General features: G+C 70.9%; 10 protein-coding genes. 4 read left to right on the top strand and 6 right to left on the bottom strand.

All coding sequences use genetic code 11. The annotated features are described in order from the left end of the window. Window positions 1-176: 176 nt before the first annotated feature. Complete coding sequence (locus I6A81_RS26705; RefSeq protein ID WP_203003889.1) at window positions 177-938, bottom strand: acetoacetate decarboxylase family protein; 762 nt, start codon at window positions 936-938, stop codon at window positions 177-179. A 275-nt stretch (window positions 939-1213) separates the two neighbouring features. Next, a complete protein-coding gene (locus I6A81_RS26700) occupies window positions 1214-2299 on the bottom strand; it encodes a Rieske 2Fe-2S domain-containing protein (protein ID WP_203003888.1) in 1086 nt (361 codons plus the stop codon). 467 nt (window positions 2300-2766) lie between these two features. On the opposite strand from I6A81_RS26700, the gene I6A81_RS26695 reads away from it, so the two are divergent. Beyond that, entirely contained in the window at window positions 2767-3390 is a 624-nt protein-coding gene (locus I6A81_RS26695; protein WP_203003887.1) for a TetR/AcrR family transcriptional regulator, read from the top strand. 289 nt (window positions 3391-3679) lie between these two features. Further along, a complete protein-coding gene (locus tag I6A81_RS26690; RefSeq protein ID WP_203003886.1) occupies window positions 3680-5023 on the top strand; it encodes an ABC transporter substrate-binding protein in 1344 nt (447 codons plus the stop codon). A gap of 173 nt (window positions 5024-5196) precedes the next feature. On the opposite strand, the gene I6A81_RS26685 is transcribed toward I6A81_RS26690, so the two are convergent. The 4 genes from I6A81_RS26685 to I6A81_RS26670 form a co-directional block, all read right to left on the bottom strand. Beyond that, window positions 5197-6777 carry a GGDEF domain-containing protein gene (locus tag I6A81_RS26685; protein ID WP_203003885.1) on the bottom strand — a complete coding sequence of 527 codons (1581 nt, stop codon included), beginning with the start codon at window positions 6775-6777 and terminating at the stop codon, window positions 5197-5199. A 232-nt stretch (window positions 6778-7009) separates the two neighbouring features. Next, window positions 7010-7843, bottom strand: a complete 834-nt coding sequence (locus I6A81_RS26680) for an SDR family NAD(P)-dependent oxidoreductase (protein WP_203003884.1) — start codon at window positions 7841-7843, stop codon at window positions 7010-7012. Window positions 7844-7903: 60 nt separating this feature from the next. Continuing rightward, a complete protein-coding gene (locus I6A81_RS26675; protein WP_203003883.1) occupies window positions 7904-8701 on the bottom strand; it encodes an SDR family NAD(P)-dependent oxidoreductase in 798 nt (265 codons plus the stop codon). A 97-nt stretch (window positions 8702-8798) separates the two neighbouring features. Then, window positions 8799-9551, bottom strand: coding sequence for an SDR family NAD(P)-dependent oxidoreductase (locus tag I6A81_RS26670; RefSeq protein ID WP_203003882.1), 753 nt, complete (start codon window positions 9549-9551; stop codon window positions 8799-8801). A gap of 170 nt (window positions 9552-9721) precedes the next feature. Here I6A81_RS26670 and I6A81_RS26665 point away from each other — a divergent pair, with 170 nt between their 5' ends. Together I6A81_RS26665 and I6A81_RS26660 are read left to right on the top strand one after the other, a co-directional pair. Next, window positions 9722-10579 (top strand): IclR family transcriptional regulator, encoded by an 858-nt coding sequence (locus I6A81_RS26665; RefSeq protein WP_203003881.1) that lies wholly within the window; start codon window positions 9722-9724, stop codon window positions 10577-10579. A 114-nt stretch (window positions 10580-10693) separates the two neighbouring features. Beyond that, the gene (locus I6A81_RS26660; protein WP_203003880.1) at window positions 10694-11524 is read left to right on the top strand and encodes a nucleotidyltransferase domain-containing protein; all 831 of its coding nucleotides are present in this window, start codon (window positions 10694-10696) and stop codon (window positions 11522-11524) included. The last annotated feature ends 52 nt before the right edge of the window (window positions 11525-11576 follow it).

The following is an 11576-nucleotide window of genomic DNA, read 5'->3' as shown; positions in this document are numbered from 1 at the left end:
TACTTCGGGTCCAGATAGTCGCGGTACTGCTCCGGCGGCAACCCGGCATGCGTGTCAGTCGAGATCAACAGGTATTTATCGCTCATGACTTTTTTCCTGGTTCTGAGGCATGGGTTGCTCGGATTTCTGGGACCGCGGGACGTGTTGGATGGCCCATGGCCGCGCCGGCTCTCGGATCAGTGGTCGTAGCGGGCACGCACGAACGGCTCGAAAGCGACCGGGTCGACCGGTCCGACGACACTGGCCCCGCCCTTCGACGACCGCGTCGTCCAGGCGATCGAGACGGTTTCGAGCACGGGCAGGTCGATGACGGGGGCGGTGGGCTCGTCGCGCAGCACGAGCTTGCCCTCGACCCTCTCCGCGGTGACCGGGGTGCGGACCTGGTCGTAGCGCACGAGTAGCGGGTCGCCGTCGAAACCGGAGCCGGAGACGGCGGGCATGAACTTGTACCACCACTGGGTGGCCGGGTAGGGCGGCGGAACGGGCAGGCTCTCGGTGACATCGCCGATGATCTCGATGAAGGTCACGCCGTTGCGGGTGATCCGCCCTTCGACGTGGTTTCCATCCCGGGTGAGTTCCAGATCGGCGAGCTTCTTCGGTTCGCCGTGCTTCTCGCGGCTGATCGAGATCGCCGACTCGAGGTCGATGGGGATCAGCAGCGGGTACTCCCCGGTCACGCCGTCGTACACGGCGTCGACAGCGAAGTAGCCGACGAGTTCCTTGTAGTGGTAGTCGCCGAAGCGCAGGTCGATGTCGGTGACCCGGACATGCACCCGCGGCTCGGCCGGCGGCGTCAGCGGTGGCGGCAGCACCGCCGCCAGCACCGCGGGATCGGTCAGGTAGACGACCTCCAGCGACGGGATCGGCGGCAGGCCGGCCCCGATGCTCGCCTCGGCCTCGGACTTCTTCTCGACGGCGCGTACCCAACGGTTCCCCATCGGGACCCTCCTCGTTGATCGGCTGGATGTGGGAAGACGTGAACCAGCCGACGGCAGTGCACAGCCGACGGACTGGCTGATCGGTGTGGCCAGGCCAGGTCGACTGGCCAGGTCCGCGGGACTGCCCGGACCGAGCGGACGCGCCAGGACGGGCGCGGTGGTCACAGGCACGGTGGTCATGGACACGGCAATGACGGACGCGCCAGGATGGGCGCGGCGGCACGGGTACGGCAGTCACCCGGAGCGCCGGTCACGGGCGCGGCGGTCTGACGATGTCAGCGGCGGCGCTGGTCGTCCTTGGGCCAGGAGTAGAACTGCTGGCACCAGCGGCGCTGCTCGGTGACGGCCTTCTCGGACGGCCGCAGCACCGGCGGGTCCTTGAAGATCTTGTTCTCCCAGATCGGCAGGTCCTGGCTGATGCCCGCGGTGAAGCTGCTCGCCGCGTCCTCGGCGGCGTTCTCGCCCAGGGCCCGGGGCGAGGTGAAGATCCAGCGGACGTGGACGTTCTCCTCGTCGATCGGCGTCGTGGAGGAGACGAACGTGGTGTAGCCCTTCACCCGCAGCACGGCGAGGCCCAGGCCGAAGCCCTCGCGGACGAAGTTGCCGTCCATGCCGACGGTGCGCTTGAAATAGCCGTAGACGTGGAACTCCTCCTCCGGGATGGCGGGCGTGCCGTGCACATACACGAAGTGCGGGGTGTCGACGTTGTTCTCGGCCATCTCCTGGCAGCAGGTCGCGATCTCGAAGTCCTTGACCACGATCGGCAGCCAGTCGTCGTCGTGGAACTCCGGCACCTCGGGGACCTCGTAGAAGGGCTCGGAGCCCTCGAGGTGGTGCCAGGCCCAGATCATGTGGTTGCGCTCGACCACCGGGTAGGAACGCGCGGTGGCCGTCTTCGGGATGTAGGGGTTGTCGTCGTAGGGCACCTCGACACAGGCACCGCTCGCGCCGTCGAACCGCCAGCCGTGGAACGGGCACTGCAGGCTGCCGTCGACGACCTTGCCGCCGACACCCAGGTTCGCGCCCAGGTGCGGGCAGTAGGCGTCGAACAGATACGGCGTGCCGTCGGTGCCGCGGAAGAGCACGAGGTCCTTGCCGAAGTAGAACAGCGACTTCGTCCGGCCCGGCTCGATCTCGTCGGCCCGAGCGACGACGAACCAGCCGTTGGGGATCGGGAACGGGAAACGCGGCCCCGACTCCCGGCGCACCCGGGTACGCCGGGACAGGTCGTAGAGGGTGTCCGGCCGCTGCGGCATCGGCAACCCGACCAGATCCTCCGTGGCCGTCGCGGCGACCGCCGACGTGCCGTAGACGCCGGCCGGGCCGGGCTGGCTGGCCCTGGTCTCGCCGGAGATCGTCATGAGCTGCCTCCCGAGAGGTGCGCGCGGGAGGTGATACAGAACCATCCCGACGCGTCCAGACCATCCAAAAAGATCACTGAACCATGGTTCAGTGAACTGCGGTTCAGTGAACCACGGTTCAGAAGTTCATACAAGATGGATCACGAGATCACTCGACGATCTTGCGAGCACGCGACCTGCACCGGCCACCGCACAGGCAGAGGCGTCGAGCGGCTCCAGGCAAGGACCGCGCGTAGGGCGCCCCGCCTCCTCCCGCCATGGGTCGCCGAGGCTGTATACGATCTGGTGTCGCGTCGCCGAGCCAGGCGCCGCGGTGCTAGCTCCGATCGGCCCTATGGCGGCGCGTCTTCCCGGACGGTGCCGTCTCCCGATGACTGGTTCGCCCGGAAGGCCGGTGTAGAAAGGCTGATGCGCCGCGCCGCGCCCGCCGCTTCAGGCCGGCCCCCGACTGCCCCGCGCCGACCCGGATGACGACGCGAAGCCAACAGCACCGCCGCGAGCAGGCCGCGGTCGCCCGTGAGCGCCTGCTCGACGCGGCCGAGGTGCGGTTCGGGCGCGACGGCTACCGCGCGACCAGCCTGCGCGACGTCGCCGAGGCCTGCGGCATCTCGGTCGGCGCGCTCTACCTGCACCTGAGCGGCAAGGAAGAACTGCTACGCGCCGTCATAGACCGACGCTCCGTCGTCCTCCTGGCGCGCATCGCCTCCTTCGCCGAGGAGGACGGGCCTGGCATCGACCGACTCACCGGCCTCGCGCATGCGGAGATCGAGTTCTACCGGCACCATCCCGACTTCGGACGGATCATTGGCCGCCTGTTCCCCGCCGGGCAGTCCCTTGTGCCGCAGCTGAGCGCGGACCTCGCGGAGGGCTACCGGGGAGTCCTGCACCTCCAGGCCGAGATCATCCGCCAGGGCCAGCGCGACGGCACGATCCGCGCCGGCGACCCTGTCTCCCTCGCCCGCCTGCTGGTGGCCATGGTCGGCGCGTACCGCGCCGACGAGTCCGAGCGCGGCGAGAGCGCCGCCGCCGGCGAGGGCCTGTCGGACACGATCTTCATCGACATGGTCCGCCGCGCGTTCGCGGCCGTGTAGCGGACCTGGTAGCCGGCCTGGGAGGGGCCGACGCTCCGGTCCGCCACGCCAGCGCCCGCCCGGCGTCCCGGCGGACCTACCGGCGCCCGTCGCCGGGAGGACGCGCGCCGACCCGGCCGCCAGCCCTCACCGGTTGCAATCGAGCAGACTTACGTTACGATCCAGACCGAATTTATACAGAGTCGAGGCGACCCCGGCGCGGACGTCTCGGCTCCCTCCTGTCACCCGGCTCCCGTCACGCGTCTCGGACGCGTCTCCAGCCAGGGATCCGAGCTAGAAGTTAGGAATCATGCGCAGATCGCGATTGGTGGTACTGTCCGTCGCCGCGCTCGCCCTGGTCGGGGCCTGTAGCAGCGGTGGCGAGGACGACGCGCCGGACCAGCGGGTGGTCGAGGTCGCGGGCCTCACGCCGGGGCCGTCGACCGGGTGGAGCGCGGACGGCGTCACGGTCGACGCGGCCAGCCTGGAATGCGCCGGGCCCGCCGCGGACCCGACCCGCGGGGTCACCGACACCGAGATCAAGGTGGGTGGGCTGGTCAACCTCACCAGCCCGAACGGCAGCACGATGGCGGGCGCCGAGATCGGCGCCCAGGTGCGGTTCGACCGGGCGAACGACGAGGGCGGCGTCCACGGCCGCACGATCAACTACGCCGGCACGTTCGACGACGGCAACGACCCCGCTCGCAACGGCCAGCAGGCCCGGGCCATGGTCGAACAGGAGAAGGTCTTCGCCGCGGTCCCGCTCAACGCCAGCCAGTCGGCCTACAAGGACGTCTTCTGCGCGCAGAAGGTGCCGTTCTTCGGCTGGGGCACCAACCCGGGATACTGCGAGAACACCATCGGGTTCGGGTTCACCGGCTGCCTGTTCCCGCGCGACGGCGTCAGCAGCACCACCTACGGGCTGATGGTCCAGTCGATGTTCGACGGCAACGGCGAGGGCAAGACCGTCGCGCTGGTCGGCATGGACAACGACGCCGCCCGCGAAGGGCTGCTGGGAATCTCCCGCCAGATCACCACGGTGGACATCGACGTCGTCTACGAGAAGAACCCGGTCCCGGTCACCGGCCTCACCGACACCACGGCCATCGTCAACGACCTCATGACGGCCGACAAGGGCGCACCGGCCGACGCGGTGCTGATGATCCTCGACTTCCCCTCGACGACCAAGCTCACCGAGGCGCTCACCGCGGCCGGCTACCAGGGCAAGACCCACAACGCGGTCGCCTACGACCCGCGGCTGGCCGGCTTCCAGGCGCTGCAGGGGGTCTACACGACCGTCCAGTGGCAGCCCGGCATCGACACCGACGTCCCGGCGATCGCGCAGATGACGGCCGACTTCCAGAAGTACGCCCCCGAGCAGACGCTGAGCCTGCTCGCGATGGCGGGTTACTGGACGGCCGACATGTTCCTCGACGCCCTCGACAAGACCGGCCCCGACCTGACCGTCGACAACCTGCTGAACACCCTCAACGGCGGCGACTACACCTACTCCGTGGCCGACGCCGTCCCGGAGACCCGCTGGCCGCTGAACCACGCCTCCAGCAGCCCCTGCGCCTCCCTCGTCCAGCTCGTCGACCAGAACTTCAGGATCGTCCAGGACCTGTCCTGCGGCGCCTGGGTCAAGCTGAACTAAACGGGGCCCCGGTGGTCGGCGTGCGGCTGGTCATCCACGCCGACCACCGATGGGCCACATCACTGGTATCCGCCAAGGAGATGCCCAGCCCGAGTGGGGCACCGTCGTGGAACGGCACTGACCATGTTCGCCCGGGCGCGCCTGGGGTCGGCGTCCGTTCCATCCGCGCGGCCTCAACGGCCGCTGGGTGGTGGCGGGCGCCGCGGGGAGAGCGCGCGGGAGGAGACGGGCGAGGCGGCGGGGGGCCGGCTGTGCTTCTTCGCCGAGTACATCGCCTGGTCGGCGCGCCGCAGGAGGTCCTCGCTGGTGTCGATGGCGGACTCGGCCGCGTCGGTCACGGCGACTCCGACGCTGACGCTGACCCGGCAGGGACGGCTGTGGATCATGAATGAGGAGTCCATGGCCTCGGCGACGCGCTCGGCCGTCCGCTGGCCGGTTGCCCAGGGGTCGTCGACGTCCTGGAGCAGGACCGCGAACTCGTCGCCGCCGAGCCTGGCGGGGAGGTCCTGCTCGCGGACGGCTCCGCGTAGCCGGCCGGCGACCGCCCGGAGCAGGTCGTCGCCGGCCGCGTGCCCGAAGGTGTCGTTGATCGGTTTGAACTTGTCGATGTCGCAGTAGAGCAGCGCCAGCGGCGTGCCGTGTTCGCGGTGCTCGGCGACGGCCCTGTCCAGGGTGGCGGTGAACAGCGCGCGGTTCGCCAGGCCGGTCAGCGGATCATGGTGGGCCTGGTGGTGCAGGCTGCGCTGCGCGGCCTGGATTCTCGTCAGCAGTCGGGCGTTCTGCGCGATGGTGATGACCTGCCTGATCGTCACGAGCGCCGCGAGCACGAAGGCGAGCTGGAGGGTGAAGCCGCCCAGCGAGTCGCCGCGCGCCGCCGGCAGGACGACGAGCGCGGACGCGACTCCAAAGGGGAGGTAGGGCAGGTAGAGGTGTCCCCACCGCAGCGCTGCCGCCGCGCGGGCTGAGTGGACACGTTCCTCACCTTGCCTCGGACAGGGAGGCGCCACGATGGCGAGCGCGATCAGCAGGGGCCCGACGGTCAGGCCAGGCCAGGCGATGAGGGCCTGGTTGACCGGTGTCGGGCCGACCACGACGACATGCACGATCGCCGCCTCCGAGACGGCGGTCAGGCCCATCCCGCCGGTGAGCAGGGCCATGGCGCGCCCGTTGCGTGGCCGGCGAAACGTCCACATCAGGATCACTGCCACGACGAGCGCCGATCCGGCGGTGGCGTGCGTGATCCCGAGCGTGAAGGTCAGGCCGTGCACCCCGCTCGCGGCCACCTCGCGGAGCAACACGATCCACACGATCAGCAGCGTCGACACCACGATCAGGAGACTGTCGAGGATGATGATGATGCTGCTACGCATCCGGTGGTCGTGATCCAGGGGCCGCGCACCGGGGTCGCCGGTGCTGGTCGCCGAGCGGCTCGGATAGCTCATCAGGCTGAACAGGGCCAGCACCAACGGCGCGAGGTGCAGGACATCAGCCGCCCGAGGTCCCTGCCGGGAGAACCCTTCGATGTTGCCGCTGTCATACAGGACCCACTCGATCGCTCCGGCGAGAATGGTGGCCAACCCCGGGAGCAGGAGCCCGCGCCACAGACGTTCCCGAGGCGGGGCGCGGGCGAAGCCCAAGACGCCAAGCACCAGGGCCGCCGAACTCGCCGCCAGCGGAACGGCCGGCCTGACAGCATCCAGGGCGGTGCCCGGAAGCAGGAGGCACAGCGCGGCGGCGACGGCCAGTAGCCCCATCGTGATGGCCAGAAACCACCGGAAGGCGCACTCGCTGATCGGACGGCACGTCTGGGCCGCCGCTACGCGACCACCTTCGCCAGATGGGCGCGCGGGCGCGCGTCCCGCCCCGCCGAGACCAGCGATCATCGCGCACCACTCCCGCCTTCAGCATCACCGCCTGGCCGCCCGGCACACCTCGGACCACCTGGCGGCGACCGCGCCGCCGCGCGTTCCGCCCGCCTCGGCTGGGTCAGGCGTCCATCGGGCGGTTGGTCCAGGATCTGCCGGGGCGTTTGGTGGAGGGGTACCAGCCGCCGGCCGCGCCCGTTCCGCCGTCGGTCGGGATCGTGTGGCCGACGACGAAGGAGGCCAGGTCGGAGGCGAGGAACAGGATCACCCCGGCCTGCTCCTCGGGGGTTCCGACCCGGCCCGCGGGAACCCAGCTGGGCCACCGCTCGGCCCACTCGGGCGGGTCGAAACGCGCGAAGTCGGACTGGGCGGTGTTGGTGACGTCCGGTCCGATCGCGTTGACCCGCACACCCTTCGGCGCGACCTGGACTCCGAGCGAACGCGTGAACTGGACCAGCCCCGCCTTGAAGGCGCCATAGACCGGGTCCACCGGGTAGCCCCGCAGTCCCTCGATGGACGCGACGTTCACGATCACCCCACTCCCCCGGTCGATCATGGCGGGTAGGAAGGCGTGGGTCAGCGCGAAGACGTGCCAGAGGTTGACCCGGTAGAGGGCCTCCCAGTCGTCCGGGCGGCTGTCGGCGAAGTCACGCGGGATGCGGACCCAGTGCCCGGCGTTGTTCACCAGGACGTCGACCCGGTGGCGGGCCAGCACCTCACCGACGACGGCGTCGACGCGTCCGGCGTCGCGGACGTCGAGGTCGTGGGCCTCGGCGCTGCCGCCCCGGTCCGTGATCTCCTTGACGACCAGGTGCGCCGCCTCGGTGTCGACGTCGGTCACCAGCACGGTGGCGCCGTGCTGGGCGAACAGCCGGGCCGTCGCGGCACCGATGCCGTGACCGGCGCCGGTGATCAGCGCGGTGCGTCCGACGAGCAGCCGGGTGTCATCGGGCACTCGGTCCTCCTCAACAGGTCGGGGACGGGTGGGCGGTCCCGGGTCTCGTCCCGGCAGGGGTCAGCTGGTCGCGGCGGTGGTGCCCGCGAGCAGGTCGGGGAAGCTGCGCAGCGTGTGCCCGCCGTCGACGGCGAGGTGCTGGCCGGTGATCCAGGACGACTCCGGGCCGGCGAGGAAGCGGATGGCCGCCGCCTGGTCGTCGGCCTCGCCGTGCCGGGCCAGGGGCTGGCCGGCGAGGAAGGTGGCGCGCACGGCGTCGCTGGCGAACAGGTTGGTGGTGGTGTCGGTCCGGGTGAGCCCGGGGCGCACCGAGTTGACCCGGATCCCGCGTGCTCCCAGTTCGTCGGCGGCGATCCGGACCAGGGCGTCGACCGCGGCCTTGCCGGTGCCGTAGCTGGCGAGGTTGCGGGTGGAGAACGCGGCCGCGGTCGACGAGGTCGCGACGATCGACCCGCCGGCCGGCATCGCGGCCGCGGCGTACCTGATGAGCAGGTAGACCGGCCGGACGTTCAGGTCCACCTCACGGCTGAACTGGTCCGGGTCGTAGGCGAGTATCGGGGAGAACGAGCCGCCGCCGGGCACCGTCACCGCGATGTCCAGGCTCCCGGTGTCGCCGGCCGCGATCTCGACGGCCCGTTCCACGTCGGGGGCGACCAGGGTGTCGCAGCGTGCCGTGCCCAGGCGCAGGCCGTCGGTGTCCGCGAGCCGCGCCGCCGCGGCGTTCAGCTTTTCCTCGGTGCGTCCGGCGATGGTGACCGTGGCGCCGTCCCGGGCGAGCATCGTCGCCGTCGCCAGGCCTATCCCGCTGCCGCCGCCCACGACCAGGGCACGCAGCCCGTCCAGTCGACCCCAGGGCATGGTGTCTCCTTCCCGTCTTCGACCGTGGCGATCGAGTTGTGGTTGTGAGTTGCCGTCGCGGGCGCCGGCCCGCGTCGCCGGGTTACGGGAAGTCGCGCTACAGGAAGCTGCCGCCGCCGTCGGCCGACACCGTGCAGCCGGTGATGTAGCCGGCGTCGGGTCCGACCAGGAACGCCACCGTGCCACCGATGTCCTGCTCCGGGTCGCCGACCCGCTTGATGGACAGTCCGCGCAGCACCTCGTCCATGAACCCGGGCGTCGAGTCGAAATGCGCCCTCATCGACGGCCCGGCGGCGAACGGCGCGACCGCGTTCACGGTGATGCCATGGACGCCCCACTCGCGGGCGGCGACCTTCGTCAGTCCGCCCACCGCCGCCTTGGCCGCGACGTACGCCGAGAACCCGGCCAGGCCGCTGAGCTCCGAGCCCGACCGCAGGTTGACGATCCGGCCGTCGCCCTTCAGATGCGGGAACGCCGCCCGCATGAAGGCGAGCGTGGCAGCCGGGCCGACTGCCAGCGCGAGCGCCAGGTCGTCGTCGGTGGTCTCCTCCAGCGGCACGCCGACCCGGGCCGCCATCGCGTTGTTCACCAGGATCCGCAGGCCGCCGAAATGCTCGACGGTCGCCGCGACGCACGCCTCGACCTGGGCGGAGTCCCGGATGTCGCAGGGGAACGCGAGCGCCTTCGCGCCGCGCGCTTCGATCTCGGCGGCGACAGCGACGGCGTTGTCCGCGTTGAGTTCGGCGACGGTGACCGACGCGCCCCGTGATGCCAGCGCGAGCGCGATGCCGCGCCCGATTCCCTGGCCGGCGCCGGTGACGATGGCGGTCCGGCCGTCAAGTGTTCCCATGATCGGTCCCTCGGGTGGTGGTGACGGGCAGCCCGACGGGGAGCCGCGGACGAGCGGTCGTCACGAGTGGCATCTCGTGGCGACCTCGTCCCGATATACTGTGTCTATATATAGAGACAATGTTCTGGTCACGAGACACGATAGGACGTGTCGCGAGGAGGCGTCAACGCATGCCCACCCAGCCGGCCCGCTCCGTCCAGCGGGCAGCACAGGTCCTGAAGGTGCTCGCCGCCACCCCGGACACCGACCGCTCGCTGTCCGACATCGCGCGCGCCGTGGGCATGCCGCGTTCGTCCTGCCAGGCGGTCCTGCTCGCGCTGTGCGACGAGGGGCTGGCGCTTCGCCGGGACCCCGGGCCGCACTACCGGCTCGGCCCCGAGCTGCTCGGGCTCGGCCGGGCGGCGAGCCAGGCCGTCGCCCTGGCCGACGTCCTGGCCGACGCGCTGCCGCGGCTACGAGACGAGTTCGCGGCCACGGCGATGGCCGGCGTCGTCCACGGCGACAGCGTCGTCATCACCGCGGCCTACCCCGTGCCGCACCCGTACGGGCTCACCGTCAAAAGCGGCTCACCGCTGCCGCTGCGCGCCCCGATCGGCCCGATCTACGTGGCGTGGGCCGGCGGCGACGCCGAGGCCCACTGGCTGGCCCGTGCCCAGCCAGCACTCTCGCCCACCCAGCGAGACACCCATCGCGCGGCGCTGGCCGAGGTCCGCGCACGCGGATGGAGCGCGACCATCAGCTCCCGCCGTGACCAGGCCGCGGCCTACGAACCCTCCACGGTCCACGAGGCCACGGCCGCGGACCTGGCGTCCGCGCAGCTGCGCGTGATCGGACTGAGCGCGCCCGTCTGGGCCTCCGACCGGACCCTGGCCTGCTCCCTCGCGCTGACCGCCCTGCCCGGCGACCTCAGCGGAGCCGAACTCCACGACATCGCCACCCGCGTCGTCGATGTCGCGGCGCAGGTCACCGCGACCATCGGAGGCAATCCAGCCCACCCCAACCAGCCCACCAGCCCGCCGGTCTCGTAGTAGCGCTTCGTTGTGGCGGCAGCCGCCTGGGAGCCGCCGCGCGATACGCCCCTCGCCATCTCCGGCTGACAAAAACAATTAGATACCGGCCGGGATATTTGGGATCGTCGCGGCATGTCGGCGACAGTGGCGCGCACGGAGTATGGAAACCGGGATCTGGCTCTGGCCGGGGAGATCCTGCGGACCGTCGTGGGCTCCGGGCTGCACGGGATCGCGATCGCGGGAACCGACGACCACGACGAGATGGGTGTCTTCATCGAGCCGCCGCGCCATGTCCTGGGGATGGACGGCCGGTTTGAGCACTACGTGTACCGGACCCAGCCAGAAGGAGCCCGCTCCGGCCCCGGCGACACCGACCTCGTCATCTACTCCCTGCGCAAGTACCTGCGGCTCGCCACCCAGGGCAACCCGACCGCGCTGCTGCCGCTCTACGCGCCGACGGACGCGATCCTGGTCCGCACGCCGCTCGGCGAGGAGTTGCGCGCGCTGGCGCCGGCCATCCTTTCCCAACGCGCGGTGCGCCGATTTCTGGGCTACCTCGCCGGCCAACGCGCCCGCATCGGCGGCCAGGCCGTGCCAGCGGGCAAGGGCCTGACGGCGCGGCGCGGCGGGTGGGCACGCCCGGAGCTGGTCGCCAGGTACGGCTACGACGTCAAGTTCGCCTCCCACGCGCTACGGCTGGCGTTCCAGGGCCGCGAGGTCGCCGCCCACGGCCGGCTCACCCTGCCGATGCCCGACGGCGAGCGCGAACGCGTCCTGCGCGTCAAGCGCGGCGACGTCCGCAACGTCACCCAGGTCCTCGACGAGATCGCCGTGGTCGAAACCGAGATCACCACCCTGCTCGACGCCGGCCGCACCCCGCTCGCCCCCGACCCCGACCTGGCGGCCATCGGTGCCTGGTCCGCCGACGCTCACCGCCGTCACTGGGGCTGGGCCGCCGGCTGACCCGCGACGGCCCGCTCTGTGCCAGCATAAGATCTATATCTATTGGAGGACG

The sequence above is a fragment of the Frankia nepalensis genome (assembly GCF_016786325.1).
Taxonomy (GTDB): Bacteria; Actinomycetota; Actinomycetes; order Frankiales; family Frankiaceae; genus Pseudofrankia; species Pseudofrankia nepalensis.
Note: the sequence above shows the minus strand (reverse complement) of the source record. Positions and strands in the feature narration are given on the sequence as shown.